The 23,577-nt window shown below is 75.5% G+C and carries 28 protein-coding genes; 8 read left to right on the top strand and 20 right to left on the bottom strand.

What is annotated here, in order from left to right; translation table 11 throughout:
• Nucleotides 1-69 precede the first annotated feature (69 nt).
• From ACFCLZ_RS11025 to hisI, 6 genes are all read right to left on the bottom strand, one after another.
• Nucleotides 70-522 (bottom strand): DUF2752 domain-containing protein, encoded by a 453-nt coding sequence (locus ACFCLZ_RS11025; RefSeq protein WP_380284695.1) that lies wholly within the window; start codon nucleotides 520-522, stop codon nucleotides 70-72.
• An 80-nt stretch (nucleotides 523-602) separates the two neighbouring features.
• Nucleotides 603-851: an HGxxPAAW family protein gene (locus tag ACFCLZ_RS11030; RefSeq protein ID WP_380284696.1), complete on the bottom strand. Its 249-nt coding sequence runs from the start codon at nucleotides 849-851 to the stop codon at nucleotides 603-605.
• A 163-nt stretch (nucleotides 852-1,014) separates the two neighbouring features.
• The gene (locus ACFCLZ_RS11035) at nucleotides 1,015-1,665 is read right to left on the bottom strand and encodes a TIGR02234 family membrane protein (protein WP_380284697.1); all 651 of its coding nucleotides are present in this window, start codon (nucleotides 1,663-1,665) and stop codon (nucleotides 1,015-1,017) included.
• Between the two features lie 20 nt (nucleotides 1,666-1,685).
• Nucleotides 1,686-2,132, bottom strand: coding sequence for a hypothetical protein (locus ACFCLZ_RS11040; protein WP_380284698.1), 447 nt, complete (start codon nucleotides 2,130-2,132; stop codon nucleotides 1,686-1,688).
• A 60-nt stretch (nucleotides 2,133-2,192) separates the two neighbouring features.
• Nucleotides 2,193-3,707: an anthranilate synthase component I gene (locus ACFCLZ_RS11045; RefSeq protein WP_380284699.1), complete on the bottom strand. Its 1,515-nt coding sequence runs from the start codon at nucleotides 3,705-3,707 to the stop codon at nucleotides 2,193-2,195.
• 68 nt (nucleotides 3,708-3,775) lie between these two features.
• Nucleotides 3,776-4,147, bottom strand: coding sequence for a phosphoribosyl-AMP cyclohydrolase (gene hisI / locus ACFCLZ_RS11050; RefSeq protein WP_380284700.1), 372 nt, complete (start codon nucleotides 4,145-4,147; stop codon nucleotides 3,776-3,778).
• A gap of 167 nt (nucleotides 4,148-4,314) precedes the next feature.
• Here hisI and ACFCLZ_RS11055 point away from each other — a divergent pair, with 167 nt between their 5' ends.
• From ACFCLZ_RS11055 to ACFCLZ_RS11070, 4 genes are all read left to right on the top strand, one after another.
• The gene (locus tag ACFCLZ_RS11055; RefSeq protein WP_380284701.1) at nucleotides 4,315-4,947 is read left to right on the top strand and encodes a hypothetical protein; all 633 of its coding nucleotides are present in this window, start codon (nucleotides 4,315-4,317) and stop codon (nucleotides 4,945-4,947) included.
• Nucleotides 4,948-4,978: 31 nt separating this feature from the next.
• Entirely contained in the window at nucleotides 4,979-5,617 is a 639-nt protein-coding gene (locus tag ACFCLZ_RS11060) for a TIGR03085 family metal-binding protein (protein ID WP_380284702.1), read from the top strand.
• 121 nt (nucleotides 5,618-5,738) lie between these two features.
• Nucleotides 5,739-6,524 carry a VOC family protein gene (locus tag ACFCLZ_RS11065; RefSeq protein WP_380284703.1) on the top strand — a complete coding sequence of 262 codons (786 nt, stop codon included), beginning with the start codon at nucleotides 5,739-5,741 and terminating at the stop codon, nucleotides 6,522-6,524.
• A gap of 55 nt (nucleotides 6,525-6,579) precedes the next feature.
• Nucleotides 6,580-7,347, top strand: a complete 768-nt coding sequence (locus ACFCLZ_RS11070) for a Crp/Fnr family transcriptional regulator (protein ID WP_380284704.1) — start codon at nucleotides 6,580-6,582, stop codon at nucleotides 7,345-7,347.
• Here ACFCLZ_RS11070 and hisF read toward each other — a convergent pair.
• From hisF to hisD, 8 genes are read right to left on the bottom strand one after another with little or no spacing between them, the layout of a single operon-like run.
• Nucleotides 7,307-8,077 (bottom strand): imidazole glycerol phosphate synthase subunit HisF, encoded by a 771-nt coding sequence (gene hisF / locus ACFCLZ_RS11075; RefSeq protein ID WP_380284705.1) that lies wholly within the window; start codon nucleotides 8,075-8,077, stop codon nucleotides 7,307-7,309. The two genes, ACFCLZ_RS11070 and hisF, sit on opposite strands and share 41 nt — an antisense overlap.
• Complete coding sequence (locus tag ACFCLZ_RS11080) at nucleotides 8,074-8,514, bottom strand: Rid family hydrolase (protein ID WP_380284706.1); 441 nt, start codon at nucleotides 8,512-8,514, stop codon at nucleotides 8,074-8,076. Before ACFCLZ_RS11080 ends, hisF begins: the two co-directional genes overlap by 4 nt.
• Complete coding sequence (gene priA, locus ACFCLZ_RS11085) at nucleotides 8,511-9,236, bottom strand: bifunctional 1-(5-phosphoribosyl)-5-((5-phosphoribosylamino)methylideneamino)imidazole-4-carboxamide isomerase/phosphoribosylanthranilate isomerase PriA (RefSeq protein WP_376083996.1); 726 nt, start codon at nucleotides 9,234-9,236, stop codon at nucleotides 8,511-8,513. The genes ACFCLZ_RS11080 and priA overlap by 4 nt, the downstream gene beginning before the upstream one ends.
• 20 nt (nucleotides 9,237-9,256) lie before the next feature.
• Complete coding sequence (hisH, locus tag ACFCLZ_RS11090) at nucleotides 9,257-9,892, bottom strand: imidazole glycerol phosphate synthase subunit HisH (protein ID WP_380284707.1); 636 nt, start codon at nucleotides 9,890-9,892, stop codon at nucleotides 9,257-9,259.
• A 33-nt stretch (nucleotides 9,893-9,925) separates the two neighbouring features.
• Nucleotides 9,926-10,078, bottom strand: coding sequence for a hypothetical protein (locus tag ACFCLZ_RS11095; RefSeq protein WP_380284708.1), 153 nt, complete (start codon nucleotides 10,076-10,078; stop codon nucleotides 9,926-9,928).
• Nucleotides 10,075-10,668 carry an imidazoleglycerol-phosphate dehydratase HisB gene (gene hisB, locus ACFCLZ_RS11100; protein WP_380284709.1) on the bottom strand — a complete coding sequence of 198 codons (594 nt, stop codon included), beginning with the start codon at nucleotides 10,666-10,668 and terminating at the stop codon, nucleotides 10,075-10,077. The genes ACFCLZ_RS11095 and hisB overlap by 4 nt, the downstream gene beginning before the upstream one ends.
• Nucleotides 10,669-10,674: 6 nt before the next feature.
• Nucleotides 10,675-11,775: a histidinol-phosphate transaminase gene (locus ACFCLZ_RS11105; RefSeq protein WP_380284710.1), complete on the bottom strand. Its 1,101-nt coding sequence runs from the start codon at nucleotides 11,773-11,775 to the stop codon at nucleotides 10,675-10,677.
• A complete protein-coding gene (hisD, locus tag ACFCLZ_RS11110) occupies nucleotides 11,772-13,079 on the bottom strand; it encodes a histidinol dehydrogenase (RefSeq protein WP_380284711.1) in 1,308 nt (435 codons plus the stop codon). Before hisD ends, ACFCLZ_RS11105 begins: the two co-directional genes overlap by 4 nt.
• Before the next feature lie 103 nt (nucleotides 13,080-13,182).
• Between hisD and ACFCLZ_RS11115 the strand changes: the two genes are divergently transcribed.
• From ACFCLZ_RS11115 to ybaK, 3 genes are read left to right on the top strand one after another with little or no spacing between them, the layout of a single operon-like run.
• Complete coding sequence (locus ACFCLZ_RS11115; RefSeq protein WP_380284712.1) at nucleotides 13,183-14,763, top strand: oxidoreductase; 1,581 nt, start codon at nucleotides 13,183-13,185, stop codon at nucleotides 14,761-14,763.
• A gap of 50 nt (nucleotides 14,764-14,813) precedes the next feature.
• Complete coding sequence (locus tag ACFCLZ_RS11120) at nucleotides 14,814-15,542, top strand: LON peptidase substrate-binding domain-containing protein (RefSeq protein WP_380284713.1); 729 nt, start codon at nucleotides 14,814-14,816, stop codon at nucleotides 15,540-15,542.
• 27 nt (nucleotides 15,543-15,569) lie between these two features.
• Entirely contained in the window at nucleotides 15,570-16,064 is a 495-nt protein-coding gene (gene ybaK, locus ACFCLZ_RS11125; protein WP_380284714.1) for a Cys-tRNA(Pro) deacylase, read from the top strand.
• A gap of 110 nt (nucleotides 16,065-16,174) precedes the next feature.
• On the opposite strand, the gene ACFCLZ_RS11130 is transcribed toward ybaK, so the two are convergent.
• The 6 genes from ACFCLZ_RS11130 to ACFCLZ_RS11155 form a co-directional block, all read right to left on the bottom strand.
• The gene (locus ACFCLZ_RS11130; protein ID WP_380284715.1) at nucleotides 16,175-16,939 is read right to left on the bottom strand and encodes a hypothetical protein; all 765 of its coding nucleotides are present in this window, start codon (nucleotides 16,937-16,939) and stop codon (nucleotides 16,175-16,177) included.
• A 90-nt stretch (nucleotides 16,940-17,029) separates the two neighbouring features.
• Complete coding sequence (locus ACFCLZ_RS11135; RefSeq protein WP_380284716.1) at nucleotides 17,030-17,842, bottom strand: ABC transporter permease; 813 nt, start codon at nucleotides 17,840-17,842, stop codon at nucleotides 17,030-17,032.
• Complete coding sequence (locus tag ACFCLZ_RS11140; RefSeq protein ID WP_380284717.1) at nucleotides 17,839-18,837, bottom strand: ABC transporter ATP-binding protein; 999 nt, start codon at nucleotides 18,835-18,837, stop codon at nucleotides 17,839-17,841. The genes ACFCLZ_RS11135 and ACFCLZ_RS11140 overlap by 4 nt, the downstream gene beginning before the upstream one ends.
• A 146-nt stretch (nucleotides 18,838-18,983) precedes the next feature.
• Nucleotides 18,984-20,258 carry an NYN domain-containing protein gene (locus ACFCLZ_RS11145; RefSeq protein WP_380284718.1) on the bottom strand — a complete coding sequence of 425 codons (1,275 nt, stop codon included), beginning with the start codon at nucleotides 20,256-20,258 and terminating at the stop codon, nucleotides 18,984-18,986.
• Nucleotides 20,259-20,510: 252 nt separating this feature from the next.
• Nucleotides 20,511-21,539, bottom strand: coding sequence for an aspartate-semialdehyde dehydrogenase (locus tag ACFCLZ_RS11150; RefSeq protein WP_380284719.1), 1,029 nt, complete (start codon nucleotides 21,537-21,539; stop codon nucleotides 20,511-20,513).
• 151 nt (nucleotides 21,540-21,690) lie between these two features.
• Entirely contained in the window at nucleotides 21,691-22,581 is an 891-nt protein-coding gene (locus ACFCLZ_RS11155) for a dihydrodipicolinate synthase family protein (RefSeq protein ID WP_380284720.1), read from the bottom strand.
• Between the two features lie 72 nt (nucleotides 22,582-22,653).
• Here ACFCLZ_RS11155 and ACFCLZ_RS11160 point away from each other — a divergent pair, with 72 nt between their 5' ends.
• On the top strand, nucleotides 22,654-23,541 hold the full coding sequence (locus ACFCLZ_RS11160; RefSeq protein ID WP_380284721.1) for a LysR substrate-binding domain-containing protein: 888 nt from the start codon (nucleotides 22,654-22,656) through the stop codon (nucleotides 23,539-23,541).
• The last annotated feature ends 36 nt before the right edge of the window (nucleotides 23,542-23,577 follow it).

The raw sequence follows: 23,577 nt of genomic DNA on the forward strand, positions 1-23,577 counted from the left end.
CGCGTCTCACGGAACGGACCCCCGGGCACCGCCGCGAGCTGCGTCTTCACACCGTCGCCACCGCGCCGGTCAGACCGCCGGCGGGGCCAGGCCCGCGCCGATCGGCAGGTTGCGGACCACCGTGAAGACCAGGACGAGCAGCCCCACCAGCACCCAGCGGCGGGCCCCGAGCGCGAGCCGGGGACCGGGCAGGGCGCGCAGCGCCGCCCAGAGCCAGCGCGCCCAGAGCACCCCCAGCACGACGAACAGCAGCACGGCCACCGCGTTGTCGTGCAGCGCGCCGCTGAGGTCCCCGTGGGTCAGCGCGTGCACGCAGCGCAGTCCGCCGCAGCCGGGGCACCACCAGCCGGTGGCCGCCAGGAAGGGGCAGTCGGGGTAGTGCCCGGGGACGTTCGGGTCCACCGCGGCGATGTACCCGGCGGGGAGGGCCACGGCGGCGGCTGCGGCCAGCGGCGGCACCAGCCGGCGCGGCGCGGAGGGCCGGGCGGCGGCGGTGGGAGCGGGGGCGGCGTTCACGCCCATGATTGTGCCCGCCCCGGCGGCCGCGCGGGAGAAGCGAAACGGCGGCCCGTGGGCCGCCGTTCGCGCGAGGTGCCGGTCGGTCAGGCCGCGGCGGCCGCCAGCGCGGCCTGCTCCTCGGGGGTGTACACCATGGTGCTGGGCTGCTTGCCCATGCCCGCCATCGACATGGCCTTGCCGACCACGCCGCCGAGCAGGATGACCACCAGGCCGGCCCAGGTGAGCAGCACCGACGGCAGGATCATCGCAACGCCGGCGATGCCGAAACCGATGAACGAGATGGTCACGCCGGTCCAGGCGGCGGGGGTGTGGCCGTGTGCTGCTGCTGCCATCGGATGGTGCTCCTACGCTCTCGGGGCCCGACCGGGCCTGCTCGGCCCCTCACGGGTTGACGTGTCCCATTGACGTGTCCCATTGTGCCGGGCCACACACCGGCGTCCCAAAGGGGGTGGCGGGTCTATCGCGTCACAGTGCGCCGCGGGCCCCGCCGGCCGGTCAGCCCGCTGTCGGGTCCTCGCCCCGGTCCAGCGCCTTCCACAGGTCCGCCGGGCTCTCCCCGGCGGCCGCCCGCCGCTTCGCCGGCGCCCGGCCGGTCGGCGCCTCGTACCGGCTGCCCATGGCCGGCCAGCCGCGCCCGTACCGGGCGGTCAGCAGTCCGGCCAGCGCCAGCAGCAGCCCGCCCAGCAGCGCCACCCACGGCCAGGCGGTGTGCCCGACGCCGGTCGCGGCCGACCCGGTCAGCGCGAGCTTGCGGGCCGCCTCGGCGTCCAGCGCGGCGGTGTCCCCGGCGCCCGCCGCGGCGGAGGCCGCCGCGCCCAGCCCGGCCAGTACGGTCAGCACCCCCACCGCGAGCCGGCCGACGCCGCGCACCGCGAACACCGCGACCGCCGCCGCCAGCGCCACCAGCGCCAGCCCGGCGGGCAGTTCGGAGATCTTCCCGCCGGTGACGGAGACCTCCAGGGTCCCCGCCGTCCCCTCGGCCCAGACCCGGCCGGCGGCGGTCAGCACCAGCACCGCGCCCAGCGCGGTGAGCAGCAGCATCACCCCGAGCGCGCGCCGCCCGGCCCGCGCGGCGGGCACGGGCGCGGGCACGGGCGCGGCGGCGGGGTCGGCGGACACGGCGTCGGTAGGGGCTTCAGCGCTCACCGCCCCAGTGTCCCCCGCCCTCACCCCGTCCCCGCACCCGGGGTGGGCGGCTCGGTGGGGAAGTCGCCCGTCTCCAGCACCAACGTCCGCTCCCCCAGCGGCAGGAAGAGATCGTTCCCGAAGGGCACCCGCTCCGCCTCCCGGTACCCGGCGCCGGGCAGCGGACGGCTGTGCACCGTGCAGACCCCCTCCCCCGGATCCACCACGACGTACAGCGGGACGCCCGCGGACGCGTGGAAGCGGTGGCGGTCGACCGGTGCGGGCGCCGGGAGCACGTCCAGCACCACCAGCGCGTCCCCGGCCCGGTAGTGCCCGGCGGGGTCCGGCACCGCGCCCGGGGCGAGCAGCACGAGCGCGGCCGCCTGCCCCTCCAGCCGCACGTCCGCGAGGACGCCCCCGTGGCCGCCCGGCTGCCGCACGAGCTGTTCCCTGGCGGCGGTCACGATCCGCCGCTGCGCGTCCGGCATCCTGCTGTCCCTTCCGCTGCCGCGGCCCCGCGACCCGCGCGGGAGCCGACGTCCTGCGCCCTACGGCCTACGCAGCGTATTCGCGGTGGCGACCGCGCGCAGGACGGCGGCGGCCTTGTTGCGGCATTCGGTGTCCTCGCCGTGCGGGTCGGAGTCGGCCACCACGCCGGCGCCGGCCTGGACGTACGCGGTGCCGTCGCGCAGCACCGCCGTGCGGATGGCGATCGCGGTGTCGGAGTCCCCGGCGAAGTCCAGGTAGCCGACGCAGCCGCCGTACAGGCCGCGGCGGGTGGGCTCCAGCTCCTCGATGATCCGCATCGCCCGCGGCTTGGGCGCCCCGGAGAGGGTGCCGGCCGGGAAGCACGCGGTCAGCACGTCGAAGGCGGTCCGCCCCTCGGCGACCTTGCCGGTCACCGTGGAGACGATGTGCATGACGTGGCTGTAGCGCTCGACCTGCATGAAGTCGACCACCTCGACGCTGCCCGGCACGCAGACCCGCCCGAGGTCGTTGCGCCCGAGGTCGACCAGCATCAGGTGCTCGGCCCGCTCCTTGGGGTCGGCGAGCAGCTCGGCGGCCAGCTCGGCGTCCTCGTGCGGGGTGGCGCCGCGGTGCCGGGTGCCGGCGATCGGGTGCAGCATCGCCTCGCCGTCGGTGACCTTGACCAGCGCCTCCGGGCTGGAGCCGACCACGTCGAAGCCGCCCTCGGCGCCGCCGTCCGGGCCGGGGAAGCGGAACAGGTACATGTACGGGCTCGGGTTGGTGGTGCGCAGGACGCGGTAGACGTCGAGCGCGGAGGCCGGGCAGGGCGCCTCGAACCGCTGCGAGGGCACCACCTGGAACGCCTCGCCGGCCCGGATCCGCTCCTTGATCTCCTCCACCGCGGCCCGGTAGGGCTCCCCGCCGAACGGCGAGCGGACCTCGCCGGGGCCGCTCGGGGTGAAGGTGGCCAGGCCCGGGTCGACCGGCCTGAGCAGGTCGGCCTCCATCGCGTCGAGCCGGGCGACGGCGTCCGCGTAGGCCTCGTCCACGCCGCTGGCCAGGTCGTTGTGGTTGACCGCGTTGGCGATCAGCAGCACGGTGCCGTCGGCGTGGTCGAGCACGGCCAGGTCGGTGGCGAGCAGCAGGGTCAGCTCGGGCAGCTTCAGGTCGTCCGGGTTGAGGTCGGGCAGCTTCTCCAGCCGGCGGACCACGTCGTAGCCGAGGTAGCCGACCAGGCCGCCGGTGAGCGGGGGCAGACCGTCGTCGGCGTGGCGCGGGGTGTGCAGGGTCCGCAGCGCGGTGCGCAGCACCTCCAGCGGGTCGCCGGTGGTGGGGATGCCGACCGGCGGGGCGCCGAGCCAGCGGGCGGCGCCGTCCGCCCCCGCGGTCAGGGTGGCGGCGCTGCGCACGCCGACGAAGGAGTAGCGCGACCAGCTGCGGCCCTGCTCGGCGGACTCCAGCAGGAAGGTGCCGGGGCGCTCGTCGGCGAGGCTGCGGTAGAGGCCGATCGGGGTGAGGCCGTCCGCGAGGAGCCTGCGGGTGACCGGGATGACCCGGGTGTCGACGGCGAGCTTGCGGAAGGCTTCGAGGTCCATGACGGGCGGCACCTTACGACGGAGGGGCGGAAGGGGTTGGTCGGCCGGTCGGTCGGCCGAGCGCTCGGTCAGCCGAGCGGGAGCACATCGGCGTCGAAGCAGGTGCGGTCGCCGGTGTGGCAGGCCGCGCCGGTCTGGTCGACCTTGACCAGCAGGGTGTCGCCGTCGCAGTCCAGCGCGACCGACTTGACCTCCTGGACGTGGCCGGAGGTGTCGCCCTTCACCCAGTACTCGCGGCGGCTGCGGCTCCAGTAGGTGCAGCGGCCGCTGGTGAGGGTGCGGTGCAGCGCCTCGTCGTCCATCCAGCCCAGCATCAGCACCTCACCGGTGTCGTACTGCTGCGCGATCGCCGGGAGCAGGCCGTCCTCGGTGCGCTTGAGGCGGGCGGCGAGCTCGGCAGCCAGGGCGGTGGAACCGGGGGCGGCGGGTGTGGTGGACATGGGGCCATTCTGTCAGTCCGCTCCGGCCGGCCGGGCCGCCGTCCGGATCGCGGCCGCGCCCGTGGGCAGCGGCCGACGGGCGCGGCGGGGGCCGGGCAGACCATCCGATCGAACGAGTTGTGCCAACCCCCTGCCGGGCGGGCCCGGTCTGCGCCATTCTCATGGTCATGACCTCCGAGCAGCGCGCCGCCGGGCCCGCCGAACCCCCGGGCGACGACGACCTCCCCCGCCCGGGGGCCACCTCCGACGCCCGCCCGTCCCGGGGCCTGCTGATCGCCGTCGCGGCGGTGCTGGCGGTCCTGCTCGCGGTGGTGGCGACGGTCCTGCTGTGGCCCGAGGACGACCCGGCGCCCAAGCCGCCCCCGCCCTCCCCCAGCACGGCCACGCCGACCCCCACCCCGACGCCCACGCCGACCCCCACCCCCACTCCGACGCCGACCAGGACGGTGCCGTACACCTTCTTCCCGGTCGGCACCTGCCTGGACCACCCGCAGCTGAGCAAGACGGTCACCAAGCCGGAGGCCCGGCCCTGCGAGGAGAAGCACGACGGCGAGGCGATCGCCGACCAGCTGCTGCCGGAGGGGCTGTCCGGCGACTACCAGGTGGCCAACGCGATGCGGGACGGCTGCAAGGAGACGCAGGCCGCCGCCGAGGCCCGGCAGGGCGGCGGCGGGCCGTACTACAGCTACCCGGTGGGCCCCAACTCCACCTTCTACCAGCAGGGCTGGCGCGACTACACCTGCATCCTGACGGCGAGCAACCGGCCCGGCTCCACCAAGCTCACCGGCCGACTGCGCTGAACCCCCCTCAGGCGCACCCTAGGCTGGGCGCATGTCGAACCACGCCCTCGCCGAGCGCCACCGCCTGGCCGAACTGCTGGCCGCCGCCGGGCCGGACGCGCCCACCCTCTGCGCCGGGTGGTCCACCCGCGACCTCGCCGCCCACCTGGTGATCCGCGAGCGGCGGCCGGACGCCGCCGCGGGCATCCGGATCGGCCCGCTGGCCGGCTGGACCCACCGGGTGCAGGAGTCGTACGCCGACCGGCCCTACGAGGAGCTGGTCCGGCTGTTCCGCTCCGGCCCGCCGGTGCTCTCGCTGTTCTCGCTGCCCGGCGCGGACGAGGCGGCCAACACCGTCGAGTACTACGTGCACGCCGAGGACGTCGCCCGGGCCGGTGAGGACCCCGGGACGCAGCCCACGCCGCCCGGCCGGGCCGAGGCGCTCTGGCGCCGGCTGCCGCTGATCGCCCGGCTGGAGGCGGGCCGCCGCTCCCCGGTGCGGCTGGAGCTGAGCCGCCCGGACGGCCGGAGCCTGACCGTCGGCCCGGCCGGCCTGCCGACCGTGCGGATCACCGGCGAGCCGGGCGAGCTGCTGCTCTTCGCCTTCGGCCGCGGCGCCCGCGCCGAGCTCACGGTGGACGGCCCCCAGGAGGCCGTCGAGGCGCTGCGCCACGTCCTGCCCGTCCCGTAGCCTCCCCGGCTGCGGATGCCGGTGGCGGGGTGCAGACTCGCAGGTGGCAGGGCCGGGCGGGCCGCCGTCCGGCCCCCTGCCGCTCGTTACCGTCTCCCTCTCCCCGAAGGGACGCGACACCATGCTCACCACCGACTTCCCCGCCGGATCCCCCTGCTGGATCGACCTCGGCAGTCCGGACCCGGCGGCCGCCGCCGCCTTCTACGGGACGGTCTTCGGCTGGACCTTCCGGTCCGCCGGCCCCGAGGCGGGCGGCTACGGCTTCCTCCAGCTGAACGGGAGGACGGCCGCGGCCGTCGGCCCGCTCACCGAGGAGGGCGCGCAGTCCGCCTGGACGACGTACTTCCGCACGCCCGACGCCGAGGCCACCGGCAAGGCCGTCGAGCAGGCCGGCGGCGCCGTCCGGGTCCCGGCCCTCGACGTGATGGACGCCGGGCGGATGGCCCAGCTGACCGACCCGCAGGGCGCCCGGTTCGCGGTCTGGCAGCCCGGCACGGTGACCGGCCTGGACGTCGTCTCCGAGGACGGCGCGCTGATCTGGACCGAGCTGCACACCAGCGCGGTGGACGCGGGCTTCGCCTTCTACCGGAAGGTCTTCGGCTGGCGCTCCGAGGACTTCCCCGCGCCCGGCATGACGTACAAGGTGCTCTCCCCCGCCGAGGGCGACCTGCGGGGCACCTCCTTCGGCGGCATCGCCCCGGTGATGGGCGAGGCCCAGCCGCCCAGCTGGACGCCGTACTTCGGCGCCTCGGACGTGGACGGCGTGGTCGCCCGGGCCACCGGCGCCGGAGCCACCGTGCTGATGGGCCCGGAGAGCGTCCCGGACGTCGGCCGGATCGCCTGGCTGGCCGACCCGGCCGGTGCCCCGTTCGCGCTGATCAAGGGCGAGCCGCCGAAGGAGTCCTGACCGCTTCCGCCCTCCCGCCCCCTGCGCTAGCCTCCCCAGCGCAGGGGGTGAGGCCGTGCAGCGCGCGGAAGCGTACGGAGGCTGGCCCGAGGGCACCCTGCTGGCCGAGCTGCGGCGTGACGGCTCGCCCGCCGCGCTCGCCGCCGAGCGGGCCGTCCTGCGGCTGGGCACCCGGCGCGCGCACGGCCACGGCGAGACGCTGATCCTCGACCGGGACCTCGGCGACTTCGTCCTGCTGCTGCTGACCGGCTTCGCCAAGGCCACCGTCGAGGACGCCGCGGGCGCGACGGCCCTGCTGGACGTCCGGGCGTACGGGGACGTGGTCGGCGAGGCCGCCGCCCTCGACGGGCAGCCCCGCTCGGCGACCGTGACCGCGGCCGGACCGGTCACCGTGCGCCGGATCTCGCAGCCCGAGTGGCTGCACTGGCTCGGCGCCCACGCCCCGGCCGGCATCGCGCTGAGCCGCTGCCTGGTGCACCGCGGCCGGGCCACCACCCGCCGCCTGGTCGGCCTCGCCTCCGAACCGGTGGCGCACCGGCTCGCCGGCCGGCTCGCCGACCTGGCCCGGCGCTACGGCACCCCCGGCCCGCGCGGCGTCGGCATCACCGTCCGCCCCCGGCTGACCCAGGCCGAGCTGGCCGCCCTGACCGGCGCCGGCGAGCGCCGGGTCCACCACGCCCTGCACGAGCTGGCCGGGCTCGGCCTGCTCCGGCTGGGCCGGCGCAGCACCACCGTGCTCTCGCTGCCCGGCCTGCTGGAGCTGGCCGACGGACCCCTGGACGTCAGCGGACCGGGTGCCCGGCCTCCCGCAGCGCGTCCTTGACCTCGCCGATCCGCAGGTCGCCGAAGTGGAAGACGCTGGCGGCCAGCACCGCGTCCGCGCCCGCCTCCACCGCCGGGGCGAAGTCGGCGAGCTTCCCGGCCCCGCCGGAGGCGATCACCGGCACCGACACGGTCTTGCGGACGGCCCTGATCAGCTCCAGGTCGTAGCCGTCCTTGGTGCCGTCGGCGTCCATCGAGTTGAGCAGGATCTCGCCTGCGCCCAGCTCGGCGGCGCGCCCGGCCCACTCGACGGCGTCCAGGCCGGTGCCCTGGCGGCCGCCGTGCGTGGTGACCTCGAAGCCGGAGGCGGTCTCGGTGCCCTCGGGGCAGCGGCGGGCGTCCACCGAGAGCACCAGCACCTGGCGGCCGAACCGCCGGGCGATCTCCCGGACCAGCTCGGGGCGGACGATGGCGGCGGTGTTGACGCCCACCTTGTCGGCGCCGGCCCGCAGCAGCCTGTCGACGTCCTCGACGGCGCGGATGCCGCCGCCGACGGTGAGCGGGATGAACACCTGCTCGGCGGTGCGGCGGACCACGTCGTAGGTGGTCTCGCGGTCGCCGGAGGAGGCGGTGATGTCGAGGAAGGTCAGCTCGTCGGCGCCCTCGGCGTCGTAGAGCTTGGCCATCTCGACCGGGTCCCCGGCGTCGCGCAGGTTCTGGAAGTTGACGCCCTTGACCACGCGGCCGGCGTCGACGTCCAGGCAGGGGATGACACGTACTGCGAGGGTCACGGCTGATTGCCTTCCAGAGCGTCCAGGGTTGTGGCGAGTCCGGCGCGGTGGGCGTCGAGTTCGATCTCGACGAGCATCCGCGAGTCGACCAGGCTCTGCACCACCACGACGGCGGCCGCCGGGCGCACGGCGCCGAAGAGCTCCTGGTGGGCGCGGCCGGCCGCGTCGATGTCACGGGCGTGGGTGAGGTACACCCGGGTGCGGACCACGTCGTCCGCCGTCAGACCGTACGCGGCCAGGGCCTCCAGCGCGTTGCCGAAGGCGGCCCGGGCCTGCTCGTAGGGGTCGCCGTCGCCGTGCAGCACGCCGGCCACCAGCGGCCGGGCGCCGGCGACGTGGACGTGGTCCCCGGCGGCGACCGCCTGCGACGCGCCGAGGGTCTCCTCCCAGGGCGAGAACCCGCCGACCCGGCCGCGTACGATCCGACGTTCCGTCATCCCGAAACCGCCTCCAGCGCCTCTCCGAGGGTGAACTTCTGCTCGTAGAGTGCCTTGCCCACGATGGCGCCCTCGACTCCCTCGCCGACCAGGCCGGCGATCGCCCGCAGGTCGTCCAGCGAGGAGACGCCGCCGGAGGCGACCACCGGCTTGTCGGTGGCGGCGCACACGTCGCGCAGCAGCTGCAGGTTGGGGCCGGTCAGGGTGCCGTCCCGGTTGACGTCGGTGACCACGTAGCGGGCGCAGCCCTCGGCGTCCAGGCGGGCCAGCACGTCGAAGAGCTGGCCGCCGTCGCTGGTCCAGCCGCGGCCGCGCAGCGTGGTGCCGACCACGTCCAGGCCGACCGCGATCCTGTCGCCGTGCTCGGCGATGACCTTGGCGACCCACTCGGGGCTCTCCAGGGCGGCGGTGCCGAGGTTGACCCGGGTGCAGCCGGTGGCCAGGGCGGCGGCCAGCGACGCGTCGTCGCGGATGCCGCCGGACAGCTCGACCTTGATGTCCAGGGTGCCGGTGACCTCGCGCACCAGGTCCCGGTTGGAGCCGGTGCCGAAGGCGGCGTCGAGGTCGACCAGGTGCAGCCACTCGGCGCCGGCGTTCTGCCAGGCGAGGGCGGCGGCGAGCGGCTCGCCGAAGGAGGTCTCGGTGCCGGAGGCGCCCTTGACCAGGCGGACGGCCTGGCCGTCCCGGACGTCGACGGCGGGCAGCAGTTCGAGGCGGCTCATGATCTACAACTCTTCCGTCGTCAGAGGGTGCTGACCCAGTTGGTCAGCAGGGCGGCGCCGGCGTCGCCGGACTTCTCGGGGTGGAACTGGGTGGCCCACAGCGGACCGTTCTCGACGGCCGCGACGAACGGCTGCCCGTGGGTGGCCCAGGTGACCAGCGGCGGGTTGATCCGCGCGCTGTGCGCCTCCAGCCCCCAGCTGCGCACCCCGTAGGAGTGGACGAAGTAGAAGCGGGTGTCCGCGTCCAGGCCGGCGAACATCCGGCTGCCCTCGGGGGCGTCCACGGTGTTCCAGCCCATGTGCGGCACGACCGGCGCCTCCAGCGGCTCCACCGTGCCCGGCCACTCGTCGCAGCCGGCGGTCTCCACGCCGTGCTCGACGCCCTTCTCGAAGAGGATCTGCATGCCCACGCAGATGCCCATGACCGGACGGCCGCCGGCCAGCCGGCGCCCGATGATCCACTCCCCGCGGACCGACTTCAGGCCGCGCATGCAGGCCTCGAAGGCGCCGACGCCCGGGACGAGCAGGCCGTCGGCGTCCATCGCGGTCCGGTAGTCGGAGGTGACGGTGACGTTCGCCCCGGTCCGCTCCAGGGCGCGCTGCGCCGAGCGGAGGTTGCCCGAGCCGTAGTCGAGCACCACGACGTTCTTGCCCATGTTCAGGTGTCCAGTCTTTCGTTCGCTCGACGGTTACAGGCGCATGAGGCCGGAGCCCAGGCACATCAGCGCGCCCAGGGCGAGCACGAGGATGACGCCCTTGGACTGCTTCTGCTTCCAGAACGAGATGACGCCGCCGGCCAGGAAGAGTCCGACGAAGATGAGGATCATCGCGGAGTTGCTCACAGCGCACCCTTGGTCGACGGGAGGATGCCGGCCGCGCGCGGGTCGCGCTCGGAGGCGTAGCGCAGGGCCCGGGCCAGCGCCTTGAACTGGCACTCCACGATGTGGTGCGCGTTGCGCCCGTACGGCACGTGGACGTGCAGGGCGATCTGGGCCTGGGCCACGAAGGACTCCAGGATGTGCCGGGTCATGGTGGTGTCGTAGGCGCCGATCATCGGCGCCATGTGCTCCGGCTCGGTGTGCACCAGGTAGGGGCGGCCGGAGAGGTCGACGGTCACCTGGGCGAGCGACTCGTCCAGCGGCACGGTGCAGTTGCCGAACCGGTAGATGCCGACCTTGTCGCCGAGCGCCTGCCTGAAGGCGGCGCCGAGCGCGAGGGCGGTGTCCTCGATGGTGTGGTGGGTGTCGATGTGCAGGTCGCCGTCGGTCTTCACGGTGAGGTCGAAGAGGCCGTGGCGCCCGAGCTGGTCGAGCATGTGGTCGTAGAAGCCGACGCCCGTGGAGATATCGGTCTTGCCGGTGCCGTCCAGGTCTATCTCGACCAGGACGGAGGTCTCCTTGGTGGTGCGCTCGACGCGTCCGGTGCGGGTCATTCGGGGTCACAGCTCCTTGATCACGGTTCGGACGGCGTCCAGGAAGGCGTCGTTCTCGGCGGGGGTGCCGGCGGTGACGCGCAGCCACCCGGGGACGCCGTTGTCACGGACCAGGACGCCGTGGTCGAGGATGGCCTGCCAGACGGCGTGGGTGTCGGCGAAGCGGCCGAACTGGACGAAGTTGGCGTCCGAGTCGGTCACCTCCAGACCGAGCCCGCGCAGCGCCTCGACCAGCCGGTCGCGCTCGTCCTTGAGCCGGCCGACGTAACCGAGCAGGGTGTCGGTGTGCTCCAGGCAGGCCAGCGCGGTGGCCTGGGTGACGGCCGACAGGTGGTACGGCAGGCGGACCAGCTGCACCGCGTCCACCACCGCCGGGTCGGCGGCCAGGTAGCCCAGGCGCAGCCCGGCGGCGCCGAAGGCCTTGGACATGGTGCGCGAGACCACCAGGTTGGGACGGCCCTCGATCAGCGCCAGCAGCGAGGCGCGGTGCGAGAACTCGACGTACGCCTCGTCGACCACCACCAGGCTGGGCCGGGCGGCCTGCGCGGCCTCGTAGAGCCGCAGCACGGTGTCGGCCGCGACGGCGGTGCCGGTCGGGTTGTTCGGCGAGCAGACGAACACCACGTGCGGGCGGTGCTCGGCGATGGCCGCGACGGCCGCGTCCAGGTCGATGGTGAAGTCGGCCCTGCGCGGGCCGGAGATCCAGCCGGTGCCGGTGCCGCGGGAGATCAGCGCGTGCATCGAGTACGAGGGCTCGAAGCCGAGCGCGGTGCGGCCGGGGCCGCCGAAGGTCTGCAGCAGCTGCTGGAGCACCTCGTTGGAGCCGTTGGCGGCCCAGACGTTCTCCCGGGCGACGGCGTGGCCGGTGGTGCGGGTGAGGTACGCCGCCAGGCCCTCGCGCAGCTCGACCGCGTCCCGGTCGGGGTAGCGGTTGAGGTTCCGGGCGGCGTCGGCGACCCGCTCGGCGATCCGGGCGACCAGCTCCTCGGGGAGCGGGTACGGGTTCTCGTTGGTGTTCAGCTGGACCGGGACGTCGAGCTGCGGGGCGCCGTAGGGCGACTGCCCGCGCAGCTCGTCCCGGACGGGGAGGTCGTCGATGGTCGTCACGTGCCGGGAACCGTCCAGTCGAATCGGGCCTTGATCGCGTCGCCGTGACCGGGCAGGTCCTCGGCGTTCGCCAGGTTGACGACGTGCGCGGCGATGCCGGCCAGCGCCTCGCGGTCGTACTCGACGACCTGCACGCCGCGCAGGAAGGTCTGCACGGACAGGCCCGAGGAGTGGCAGGCGCAGCCGCCGGTGGGCAGCACGTGGTTGGAGCCGGCGGCGTAGTCGCCGAGCGAGACCGGGGTGAACCGGCCGAGGAAGATCGCGCCCGCGTTGCGGACCTCGGCGGCGACCGCGTGCGGGTCCCGGGTCTGGATCTCCAGGTGCTCGGCGGCGTAGGCGTTGACCACGGCCAGGCCCTGCTCCAGGTCGTCGACCAGGATGATGCCGGACTGCCGGCCGCCCAGCGCCTCGGCCACCCGCTCGCTGTGCCGGGTGCGGGCGACCTGGGCCTTCAGCTCGGCCTCGACCGCGTCGGCGAGCGCCACCGAGTCGGTGACCAGCACCGAGCCCGAGGTCGGGCCGTGCTCGGCCTGGCTGATCAGGTCGGCGGCGACGTCCACCGGGTCGGCGCTGTCGTCGGCGAGGACGGCGATCTCGGTCGGGCCGGCCTCGGAGTCGATGCCGATCCGCCCGGCGAAGTAGCGCTTGGCGGCGGCCACGTAGATGTTGCCGGGGCCGGTGACCATGTTCACCGGCGCGCACTCCTCGGTGCCCAGCGCGAACATGGCGACCGCCTGGGCGCCGCCGACCGCGTACACCTCGGTGACGCCGAGCAGCGCGCAGGCCGCCAGGATGGTCGGGTGCACCCGGCCACCGAAGGCCTTCTGCGGCGGGGAGGTCACCGCGATGCCGCGCACGCCCGCCTCCTGGGCCGGCACCACGTTCATCACAACGGAGGACGGGTAGACGGCCAGCCCGCCCGGCACGTACAGCCCGACGCGGTCCACCGGCACCCAGCGCTGGGTCACCGTGCCGCCGGGCACCACCTGGGTGGTGTGCCCCTCGCGGCGCTGGTCGCCGTGCACGATGCGGGCGCGGCGGATCGACTCCTCCAGCGCGGCGCGCACCTTCGGGTCCAGCTCCGCGAGCGCCTCGGCGAGCTGCTCGGCCGGGACCCGGGTGGACTCCAGCCGCACGCCGTCGAAGCGCTCGGTGATGTCGATCAGCGCCGCGACCCCGCGATGATGCACGTCCTCGGCGATCGGGCGCACCGTCTCCAGGGCGGCCGCGACATCGAAGTCGGCACGGGGCAGCAGGTCGCGAGGGTCGTCGAGCGAGCCGCGCAGATCGATTCGAGAGATCACGCCACCCAGTGTAAGGAGTGGCCGGAACCGACGGTCCCGCATTTCAGTCCGTGATACGAAGGGCGAGACGGCCGGGGGAGGCCGGGGGGAATCGGGGGGAACCATGACGGATCGGGCACCGGACGACTGGACGGCGGCCGAGCAGGCGCTCTGGCACGCGTTCCGGCTCGGCCGGACCCACGACCTGCGCAGCGGCGAGGCGGCCGAGGACGACCCCTTCGGCGAGGCCGTCTGGGGCCCCGGGCGGACCGTCCGCGCCCGGGTGGTCGCCCGGCTGCTGCTGGACGGGCCCGCCCCCGTCCCCGGCCGGGTCGCCTCGCTCAAGCTGACCGGCGCCCTGGTCACCGGGCCGCTCGACCTGGCCGGCGGCACCATCGGCCACTACGTCGAGCTGCACGACTGCCGCTTCGACCAGAAGATCCTGATCTCCGAGGCCGAGGCCGGCACGCTGCGCTTCATCAACTGCCTCATCCCCCGCCTGGAGGCCTCCCGGCTGGCCACCTCCGGGGACCTCCACCTGGCCCGCTGCCGGATCCGCCAGGGCGTGCGGCTGACCGACGCCCGGATCGGCACCGACCTGCTGATCAACCAGGCTGTCCTGGGCGGCGACCGGTTCGGCCGGGCGCTGTCCGCCGACGGCATCGCGGTCAGCCAGGACTGCGAGGCCGACCGGCTGGCGACCGAGGGCGAGGTCAGCCTGCGCACCGCCCGGATCGGCGGGCGGCTCTCGCTGCGCGGCGCCCAGCTGCGCGCCGCGCCGGGCAATCGCAACGCCCTCAACGCCGTCCGGCTGACCGTCGGCCACACCCTCTACCTGAGCGGCTCGGCCGACGGCGGCTGGTACGGGTCCCAGACCTACTACGGCTCCGGGTACGGCGAGGCCCCGCCGCCGGACGCACCGAGCACGCCGTTCCGCGCCTTCGGCCAGGTCCGGCTCTCCGACGGCCGCTTCGAGAACGCCTGTCTGCTCTCCGACGCCGAGTTCCACCTGACCGACGGCGACGAGGTGACCCTGCGCCGGATCCAGACCCCGGAGCTGCGCTTCACCTGCCGCTTCCCGGGCGGCGGCGCCGTCTCGCTGTCCCGGGCCCGGGTCGGCAACCTCGTCGACGCCCCCGGCGCCTGGCCCCGGCAGGGCGCGGTCGGCCTCACCGGGTTCACCTACGAGTGCCTGCGCCCGGCCGTGCCGTTCCCCGTCCACGAGCGGATCGGCTGGCTGGAACGCTCCTCGGTGGACTTCCAGCCCGAGTCCTACGAGCAGCTGGCCGCCGCGCTGCGCCGCGACGGCGCCGACGACGACGCCCGCGCGGTGCTCTACGCCAAGCAGCGCCGCCGGCGGCGGACCCTCCCGCCGCCGGCCCGGATCTGGGGCCGGGTCCAGGACGTCACCGTCGGCTACGGCTTCCGGCCCGGCCGGGCGGCGCTCTGGCTGCTGCTCGCCTGGGCGCTCGGCAGCCTCTACTTCGCCACCCACGCGCTCCAGCCGCTCAAGGCCGACGAGCGCCCGCACTGGAACCCGGTGCTGTACGCGCTCGGCCAGCTGCTGCCGGTCGTCGACCTCGGCCAGGGCGGCTGGAACCCCGGCGGTACCGCCCAGTGGGTCTCCTCCGGCCTGGTCGTCGTCGGCTGGGTGCTCGCCACCACGGTCGCCGCCGGCGCCAGCCGGATGCTCCAGCGCGGCTGAGGGCCTGGGCCGTGAAGGCCCGGCGGGTCCGGGGAACTACGCTGTCCGCCGTGACAGAACGGCTTCCGCTCTTCCCCCTGAACACGGTGCTCTACCCGGGCCTGGTGATGCCCCTCAACGTCTTCGAGGAGCGCTACCGCCGTCTCGTCGCCGACCTGCTGGAGGGTCCCGAGGACCAGCCGCGCCGCTTCGGCGTGCTCGCCATCAAGGACGGCCGCGAGGTCGCCCCGGTCCGCCCCGAGGACGGCCCGGCCGGCCCGCTGGACGGTCTCGGCACCGCCACCGGCGACCCGCTGGAGGCGCTCCACCACATCGGCTGCGTCGCCGACGTCACCTCCGTCCAGCCGCAGCCGGACGGCCACTACGAGCTGTTGATCACCGGCACCACCCGGTTCTGGCTCCGGTCCGTCGACGTCGGCGGCCCGTACCTGGTCGGCGAGCTCGAAGCCATCGAGGAGCGCACCGGCGAGGGTTCCGGCGCGCTGGCCGCCGAGGTCGAGCGGGTCTTCCGCACCTACCAGCGCCGGCTCGCCGGCGCCCGCGAGGCCAGCACCGTCGGCCGCCCGGAACTGCCCGAGGACCCGCAGGTGCTGTCCTACCTGGTCGCCGCGGCCGCCGTCCTGGAGGTCCCGCTCAAGCAGCAGCTGCTCGCCTGCCCCGACAACGCCCAGCGGCTGCGCGCCGAGCTGGACCTGCTGCGCCGCGAGACGGCGGTGCTCGGCTGGCTGCCCTCGCTGCCCGCCGTCAACCTCACCCGCCAGTCCTTCAGCCCCAACTGACCGACCCCACCGATTGCGGAGCCCCCCGTGGCCAAGAAGCCGAAGAAGGGCGGCCAGGGCACGCCCGCGACGGTCGCCCTGGAGACCGCCGGCGTGCCGTTCACCGTCCACTCCTACGAGCACGACCCGGCCGCCGCCTCCTACGGCGGCGAGGCCGCCGAGGCGCTCGGCGTGCCGGCCGAGCGGGTCTTCAAGACCCTGGTCGCCGACGTCGACGGCGTGCTCACCGTCGGTGTCGTCCCGGTGGCCGGCCAGCTCGACCTCAAGGCGCTGGCCTCGGCGGTCGGCGGAAAGCGCGCCGCGATGGCCGACCCGGCCGCCGCCGAACGCAGCAGCGGCTACGTCCTCGGCGGCATCTCGCCGCTCGGCCAGCGCCGCCCGCTGCGCACGGTCGTCGACGCCGGCGCCCTCACCCATCCCACCGTCTTCGTCTCCGCCGGCCGCCGCGGCCTCGAAGTCGAGCTCTCCCCCGCCGACCTCGTCGCCCTCACCGGCGCCCGCACCGCCCCCATCGCCCGCTGACCTGCACTGACCCGCACTGACCCGCGCTGACCCGCGCGGGACCGGGCCCACCCGGGACCGGCGCGGACGCACGGGGGCCGGCGCCCCTCGGGAACGCCGGCCCCACCTCCTCAGCCCTCGCGTCGGTCCTCCGGCGCAGCCCCCGCGTCCACCGCCGGCGGCCCCGGCACCCAGTACGGCGGCGGGTCCTCCTCGCGCTTCCCGAACGCCGCCGACAGCGCCAGCAGCAGCACCATCGCCGCCATCGGCCATGCCAGCACCGCCCCGTACGCCCCGAGGTCGATGTCCGCCTGGAAGTGCCCGCCGTTGCCGACCCGCCGCGCCTCGGCGACCAGGTCGCGGCCCGGGCCGAGCCACCGCCCGAGCCCCCACGCCCCGACCGAGGCCAGCAGCCCGCCGACCGCCAGTCCGACCGCCACCGCGATCCCGCCGCCCCGCTTGCGGGTGACCAGGAACGCCCCCAGCGCCGTCAGGATCCCCATCCCCAGCCCGATCAGCACGAACACGCTGTCGGCGCCGGCCCGCTGCTCCCCCTCCGGGTCCGCGTAGAGGATCTTGTTGCCGTCCACGACCAGCGGCACCTTGGGTGCCAGCCAGGCCCACAGCAGGCCCATCACGACCCCCAGCACCAGGCAGGCCAGCAGCGTGGCGGCCCCGATCCTCAGCTCGGGCAGCAGCCGCTGGACCGGCGGCTCCGCCGGCCGCGCCGAGCCGGCCATCAGGTCCAGCCCCGGCGGCAGTGCGTACGGATCACGCGCGGCATACGGATCGGGCGCGGCGTACGGAGCGGGCACGGCGTCCGCGGGTACGGCGTCCGCCACGGCATCGGTGCCGTCGGCGCGCGCGGGATCCGGAGGTGTGTTCGGTGCGGTCACGCCCCCCATCGTTTCACGGGCGCCGCCCCCGCGGCCCGGCCACCCACCGACCGGACGACCGGTCCCGCCGGGCCCGCCGGGCCCCGACGGCTACCGCCGGGTCGCCCGCCGGTACGCCCAGGTGGCCACCGCCAGCGACACCACGCCCACCCCCGCGCACACCGCGAGGTCCCCGACCACCGCCGCCCAGTCCGGCGACGGCCGGAACGTCCGGGCGAACGCCTCCACCGCGTAGGTGGACGGCAGCAGGTCGCGCAGCCACAGCACCGGCTGCGGCAGGTGGTCCACCGGCAGGACGCCGAGCAGCAGCGCCGCCGACATGCCCAGCTGCCCGAGCATGGTGGCGATCTCCTGCTTGGGCGCGAGCAGCCCGCAGGCCGCCCCGAGCCCGGCGAGCGCCGCCCCGGCCAGCGGCACCACCGCGAGCAGCACCCACAGCTGCCCCAGCGGCAGCCCGAACATCACCGCGCCGACCCCGGCCGTGACCAGCGTCCCGGGCAGGGTGAACGAGGCGAACGCGGCGGCCGCGCCGAGCACCACCGAGGCGGCCGGCACCGGCAGCGTCGCGTAGTGGTCCAACCCGCCGCTGGCCCGCAGCCGCCCGAAGTACTGGGCGAGCAGGTTGAGCGCCACGAAGGCGACCACCAGCACGCTGGAGCCGGACACCACGTACCGGGCGGCCGAGGTCTGCCCGGCGTCGACGACGCCCCGCATCATCACCAGGATGCCCAGCGACTGGAAGGTGGCCACGAACAGCAGCGGGATCCGTGCCACCCGGGCCCGGGCGAGCTGCGCCCGGTAGACGGCGGCCAGGGCCGGCAGCAGCCGGGCGGCGGGGGCCAGCGGGGCGGGCCCGCCGGCCGTGCCCGGGGTGGTCCGCGGCGGTGCCGAGAGCAGCGTCACTTGGCCAGTCCTCCATGGCGGCCGCCCAGCTTGAGGTAGGCGTCCTCAAGGCTCGGGGTGGCCAGGGTGAAGTCGTCCAGGGCGGCGAAGGCCGGGCCGGTGGTGACGGCGGCGACCAGTTCGCGGGCCTGCTCGGGGGTGGTGCGCACGGTCCAGCGGCGGCCGGTGCGCTCGGCCCGTTCGGCGAGCGCCGCCACCGCGGGGACGGCCAGCGGCGCCTCGTCCCGCCAGACCAGGTCGAGCCGGACGTCGCCGTCGACCAGCGTCTTGAGGCCGCCGGGGGTGTCACAGGCGATCACCCGGCCGTCGTCGACCACGGCGACCCGGTCCAGCACGGTCTCCGCCTCGATCACGTTGTGGGTGACCAGCAGCACGGTGGTGGAGCGCTCGGCCCGGCGGCGCTCGACCGCCGACCACACGGAGCGCCGGGCGAGCGGGTCCATGCCGGTGGTGGGCTCGTCGAGGACGAGCAGCGGCCGGTCGCCGACCAGGGTGGCGGCGAAGCAGGCGAGCCGGCGCTGGCCGCCGGAGAGCTTGGCGAGCGGCCGGTGGGCGAGCGGCTCCAGGGCGAGTTCGGTGATCACCTCGTCGGCGGCGGCGCGGGCCGCGGCCCGGCTCAGGCCGCGCAGCCGACCGGTGGTCTCGGCGGCGAGGGCGACGGTCAGCTCGTCGAGCGCGGTGGACTCCTGGCCGAGGTAGCCGAGCAGCCGGGCGGCCCGTTCGGGGTGCCGCACCACGTCGTGGCCGAGGATCTCGATGCTGCCGGAGTCGGGCCGCAGCAGTCCGGTGAGCTGGCGGACCAGGGTGGACTTGCCCGCGCCGTTGGGCCCGAGCAGGCCGAAGATCTCACCCTGCCGGACGGTCAGGGTGATGCCGTCGTTGGCCCGGATCGCGGTGGCGGAGGCGCCGCGCCCGGCGCGGTACGTCCGGACCAGGTCGCGTACGGCACAGCACGGCGAGGTCTCCTGGGGTGCCCGCCCGGCCGTCTCACTCACGACCGAGGACTCTACGCGGTGCGCCGGGCGAACCGGACAACGGGGCCCCGCCCGGCCTCCCGGGGCCGCTCCCGGTCCGGCCCCGGTCCGGCCCCGGTCCGGCCCCGGTCCGGGAGCGGCCAGGCCCCGATCAGGCCCCGATCAGGTCAGTCGTCGACGACGACCAGGTCCCCGCCGGGCACCCGGGCCGCCAGTTCCTTCCAGAAGCCCGCCCGGATCGCGTACCGGTCGTGCTCGTCGATCTGGTCGTCCTTGTGCGCGAGCAGCCCGAAGCGCGCCGCGTAGCGCAGCAGCTCGCCGTCGACCCGGTGCGGGATGCGCGGGTAGCCGGGCCACAGGACGGTCAGCCGTTCGGCGTCGCCGAGCCGGTCGGTCCAGCGGCGGGCGAAGACCTGGCCGACCTCGTGGGCGTCGCCGCCGATCGAGGTGATGTCCTCCTCGCGGTCGGCCCAGCGCTGTTCGGCGGTGGTGAGCTGGGCGAGGGTGGGCAGGCCGTCGCCGGCGGTGACGGCGGGCTCGGCGACCGACCGGTCGATCCAGCCCCGGTCGGAGGACCAACGCAGCACCGGGCCGCTCTGCTGCTGGCCGGCCTGCTGGGCGACGGCGGCCTGCCGGTCGGCGCTGCGCCCGGCGAGGTCCTTGGGCGTGGGGACGACCTTGAGCCCGGCGGCGGCCGGCTGGGGGCCCCCGTTGACGGCGGGGACGGCCACCGCGGCGACGGCGACGGCCGCGGGTTCGTCGGCGGCGGGGTGCCCCGGCATCTGGGCGGCGGGCAGCGGGCCCGGCAGGGTGGCGGGGGGCGCGGCGGGCGGCGCGGCGAGGATCTTGGCGATGTCGTGCCGGGCCCCGGGACCGGGGAAGACGCTGGAGGTGTCGCGCAGGCTGAACGACCCCTCGATCCACTCGCGGTCCAGCACCCGCCGCTCGTCGGCCTCGCCGACCAGGTCCTCGGACTGGTTGAAGTCGCCGTCGGCGGCCTGCAGCGCCCAGAGGTGGACGACGACGCCGTGCTCCTTGGCGGACATCATGCCGGGCAGCAGGTCGCCGTCGCCGGTGATCAGCACGACGTCGGCGCAGGCCCGGTTGCGGGCGAGTTCGGAGAGCTCGGCGTGCATCGCGGCGTCGACGCCCTTCTGCACCCAGCGGCCCTCCGCCCGGGTGAGCGCGCCGAGCCGCACGGTGACCCGGGGCAGCACGCGCAGCCGCCGGTGCTCGGGCATCGGGCGGCGTTCGGGCGCGGCGTCGAACCAGTAGATCCGCAGCAGCGGCAGGCCGGTCTCGGCCTCGGCCCGCTCGCGCAGGGCGGCGATCAGCGCGGTGTGGTCGACGGTGACCTTGGAGCGGGAGGGGTCACCGGCGAGCAGGCTGGCGGCGGCGCCCAGCAGGTATCCGGCGTCCACCAGGACGACACAGCGGTCCATTGCGCACCTCTTTCCGCTCGCCCTCGGGGTGGGGCTCCGCCGGGGCCGACGGTGCCGGGGTGGGCGCGGTGCGCCCGGCCCGGGCGGAGTGGGGTGAGGGGGTGCCCGCAACCGCCCGATCATTGGGTCACCTTTTTCCCCCGGATGCACCCGCCGAACCCCGGCCGTCCACCGCTTTCCCGGCAGCGACGCCGAGGGCCCCCGTCCGATTCCTCGATCCCGGACGGGGGCCCTCGTGCCGTGCGCGGCCGCTCAGCCCTTGAGCTCGGCGGCGACCAGCTCGGCCAACTGGACGGCGTTGAGCGCGGCGCCCTTGCGCAGGTTGTCGTTGGAGACGAACAGCGACAGGCCGTTCTCCACCGTCTCGTCGACCCGGATGCGGCCGACGTAGCTCGGGTCCTGGCCGGCGGCCTGGAGCGGGGTGGGGATGTCGCTCAGCTCGACGCCGGGGGCGCCGGTGAGCAGCTCGACCGCGCGCTCGGGGCTGATCGGGCGCTCGAAGCGGGCGTTGATCTGCAGCGAGTGGCCGGAGAAGACCGGGACGCGCACGCAGGTGCCGGCCACCTTCAGCTCGGGGATCCCGAGGATCTTGCGGCTCTCGTGGCGGAGCTTCTGCTCCTCGTCGGTCTCGTTGGAGCCGTCCTCGACGATCGAGCCGGCCAGCGGGACGACGTTGAACGCGATCGGGCGCCGGTAGATCTTGGGCTCGGGGAAGTCGACCGCCGAGCCGTCGTGGGCGAGCGCGGCGGCGCCGTCGACGACCTTGGCCGCCTGGTCCTGGAGCTCGGCCACGCCGGCCACGCCGCTGCCGGAGACGGCCTGGTAGGTGGAGACGACGAGGGCGGCGAGGCCGGCCTCCTCGTGCAGCGGGCGCAGCACGGGCATGGCGGCCATCGTGGTGCAGTTCGGGTTGGCGATGATGCCCTTGGGGCGGTCGGCGATCGCCTCGGGGTTGACCTCGGAGACGACCAGCGGGACCTCGGGGTCGCGGCGCCAGGCGGAGGAGTTGTCGATGACGACGGCGCCGTCGGCGGCGGCCTTGGGGGCGAGCGCCTTGGAGGTGGCGCCGCCGGCCGAGAAGATCACGATGTCCAGGCCGGTGTAGTCGGCCGTGGCCGCGTCCTCGACGGTGACCTCGGTGCCCTTCCAGGGAAGGGTGCGCCCGGCCGAGCGGGCCGAGGCGAACAGCCGCAGCTGCTCCACCGGGACGTCGCGCTGGGCCAGGATCTCGCGGACCACGCCGCCGACCTGGCCGGTGGCCCCGACAATGCCGATCTTCATCCGACTACTCCTCTTGATCTTGCTGCTCACAGCCGCACCTCGGGCGGCTCCGACCGGTTCCGCCGGGCGGGCGACGCGCACGGCCGGACTCGCCCTGCCCATCATGCCTTGTCACCGGCGCCGAGCGGCCCGGTATTCCATCCTGTGGTCCTCAGTGGTCCAGACCACTGAGGAGTTCCAGCGCCCGCGCGACCTCCGCCGCACCGGCCGGCAGCAGCGGCAGCCGGACGTCCGGCGTCGGGATCCGCCCCTGCGCGTGCAGCACGCCCTTGACCACCGCCGGGTTCGGCGCCGCGAAGGCCGCCACCGCCAGGCCGGTCAGCCGGTGGCCCAGCGCCCGGGCGCGCGCCACGTCCCCCGCCCGCCACGCCTCGGCCAGCTCGACGAAGCGCGCGGTGGCCAGGTGCGCGGAGGCCAGGATGCCGCCGTCCGCGCCCAGCGCCAGCAGCGGCGCCAGCACGGCGTCGTCCCCGCCCAGCACCGAGAACCCGGCCGGCGCGGCGGCCAGCAGTTCCACCGCCGCCTGGTCCACCCCGCCGGTGGCGTACTTGACGCCCACCACGTTCGGCAGCGCCGCCAGCTCCAGCAGCGCGGCCCCCGACAGCGCCTGCCCGGTCCGGTACGGGATGTGGTAGACGACCAGCGGCACCGAGCTGGCCTCGGCCAGGGCCCGGAAGTGCGCGAGCGTCCCGGCCTCGCCCGGCCGGACGAAGGACGGCACGGTGACCAGCGCGCCCGCCACCCCCGGCACCCGCCCGGCCAGGGCGGCCAGCTCCTCGGCGGCCGCGGCGGTGCCCGGACCGCCCGCGCCGACCAGCAGCGGAACCCCGCGCTCGGCACAGAGCGCCGCGCAGACCTCGGTGACCGCGCGCCGCTCGTCCGCGCTCAGCGCGGCCGGCTCGCCGGTGGTGCCGAGCGCCACCAGCCCGGCCGCGCCGTCGTCCAGCACCGAGCCGGCCAGCTTCTCCAGCGCGTCCAGCGCCACCGAGCCGTCGGCCGCGAACGGGGTGACCAGCGGGACGAAAATGCCCTTGAGTTCCATGCCCACGATCCTGGGGCCCGCCGATCCCGCAGGTCCAGTTCATGTTTCCGAAGCTTCTCGTAAGCTGAGCCGATGCTCGATGTCCGACGCCTGCGCCTGCTGCGCGAACTCGCCCACCTCGGCACCATCGCCGCCGTCGCCGAGGCGCTCAGCTTCAGCCCTTCGGCGGTCTCCCAGCAGCTGTCCGTCCTGGAGAAGGAGGCCGGCGTCCCGCTGCTGGAACGCACCGGCCGCCGCGTCACCCTCACCCCGGCCGGGCGCAACCTGGTCCGGCACGCCGAGGCCGTGCTGGAGCGGCTGGAGCAGGCGGACGCCGAACTCGCCCACGCCCGCGAGGGGCTGGCCGGCCCGCTGCGGATCGGCACCTACCCGTCGGCGGCCCGGGCGATCATCCCCGCCGTCCTCGCCGAACTGGCCGGCTGGCACCCGGGCCTGGAGCCGATGGTCACCGAGGTGGACCCGGCCGAGGTCGCGGCGGCGCTGCGCGCGGGCGAGCTGGACGTGGCCCTGGTGCACGAGTACGACCTGGTGCCCGCCGACCCCGAGCCCGGCCTGGCGATGACCCGGCCGATCTTCACCGAGCCGATGTACCTGGCGGCCCGCGCCCCCGCGAGCGTCGCCGACCAGCGCGCCGCGCCGTGGATCCTCGCCCCGCCGGGCACCCTGTGCCACACCATGGCCGTCCGGGCCTGCGAGGCCGCCGGCTTCGCGCCCCGGATCCGCCACCAGATCGACGACTTCGCGACCGTCCTCGCCCTGGTCGCGGCCGGTCAAGGGGTGGCGCTGGTCCCCCACCTCGGCACCGACCGGCCCCCGCCGGGCGTCGTCCTCACCCGGCTGCCGATGTACCGCCGCACCCGCACCGCCTTCCGCGCGGGCGCCGGCGCCCACCCGGCGATCTCCGCCTTCGTCTCCGCCCTGCACACCGCCGTGCCGACCCCGCTGCGCAACTCCGCGTAGCCCGCGGGGGCGCCCGCACCCGGCCGGGTGCGGGCG

Origin of the sequence: Kitasatospora purpeofusca (assembly GCF_042691725.1) — a bacterium.
Classification (GTDB): Bacteria; Actinomycetota; Actinomycetes; order Streptomycetales; family Streptomycetaceae; genus Kitasatospora; species Kitasatospora purpeofusca_B.

Excerpts from the sequence above, each read along its gene's own strand:
- ACFCLZ_RS11025 (WP_380284695.1), bottom strand. The coding sequence starts at position 522 with ATGGGCGTGAACGCCGCCCCCGCTCCCACCGCCGCCGCCCGGCCCTCC.
- hisI (WP_380284700.1), bottom strand. The coding sequence starts at position 4,147 with ATGTCCACCACACCCGCCGCCCCCGGTTCCACCGCCCTGGCTGCCGAG.
- ACFCLZ_RS11115 (WP_380284712.1), top strand. The coding sequence starts at position 13,183 with ATGACGGATCGGGCACCGGACGACTGGACGGCGGCCGAGCAGGCGCTC.
- ACFCLZ_RS11055 (WP_380284701.1), top strand. The coding sequence starts at position 4,315 with ATGACCTCCGAGCAGCGCGCCGCCGGGCCCGCCGAACCCCCGGGCGAC.
- hisB (WP_380284709.1), bottom strand. The coding sequence starts at position 10,668 with ATGACCCGCACCGGACGCGTCGAGCGCACCACCAAGGAGACCTCCGTC.
- ACFCLZ_RS11150 (WP_380284719.1), bottom strand. The coding sequence starts at position 21,539 with ATGAAGATCGGCATTGTCGGGGCCACCGGCCAGGTCGGCGGCGTGGTC.
- ACFCLZ_RS11060 (WP_380284702.1), top strand. The coding sequence starts at position 4,979 with ATGTCGAACCACGCCCTCGCCGAGCGCCACCGCCTGGCCGAACTGCTG.
- ACFCLZ_RS11160 (WP_380284721.1), top strand. The coding sequence starts at position 22,654 with ATGCTCGATGTCCGACGCCTGCGCCTGCTGCGCGAACTCGCCCACCTC.
- ACFCLZ_RS11040 (WP_380284698.1), bottom strand. The coding sequence starts at position 2,132 with ATGCCGGACGCGCAGCGGCGGATCGTGACCGCCGCCAGGGAACAGCTC.
- ACFCLZ_RS11145 (WP_380284718.1), bottom strand. The coding sequence starts at position 20,258 with ATGGACCGCTGTGTCGTCCTGGTGGACGCCGGATACCTGCTGGGCGCC.
- ACFCLZ_RS11080 (WP_380284706.1), bottom strand. The coding sequence starts at position 8,514 with ATGACGGAACGTCGGATCGTACGCGGCCGGGTCGGCGGGTTCTCGCCC.
- priA (WP_376083996.1), bottom strand. The coding sequence starts at position 9,236 with ATGAGCCGCCTCGAACTGCTGCCCGCCGTCGACGTCCGGGACGGCCAG.
- hisH (WP_380284707.1), bottom strand. The coding sequence starts at position 9,892 with ATGGGCAAGAACGTCGTGGTGCTCGACTACGGCTCGGGCAACCTCCGC.
- ACFCLZ_RS11045 (WP_380284699.1), bottom strand. The coding sequence starts at position 3,707 with ATGGACCTCGAAGCCTTCCGCAAGCTCGCCGTCGACACCCGGGTCATC.
- ACFCLZ_RS11030 (WP_380284696.1), bottom strand. The coding sequence starts at position 851 with ATGGCAGCAGCAGCACACGGCCACACCCCCGCCGCCTGGACCGGCGTG.
- ACFCLZ_RS11065 (WP_380284703.1), top strand. The coding sequence starts at position 5,739 with ATGCTCACCACCGACTTCCCCGCCGGATCCCCCTGCTGGATCGACCTC.
- ACFCLZ_RS11155 (WP_380284720.1), bottom strand. The coding sequence starts at position 22,581 with ATGGAACTCAAGGGCATTTTCGTCCCGCTGGTCACCCCGTTCGCGGCC.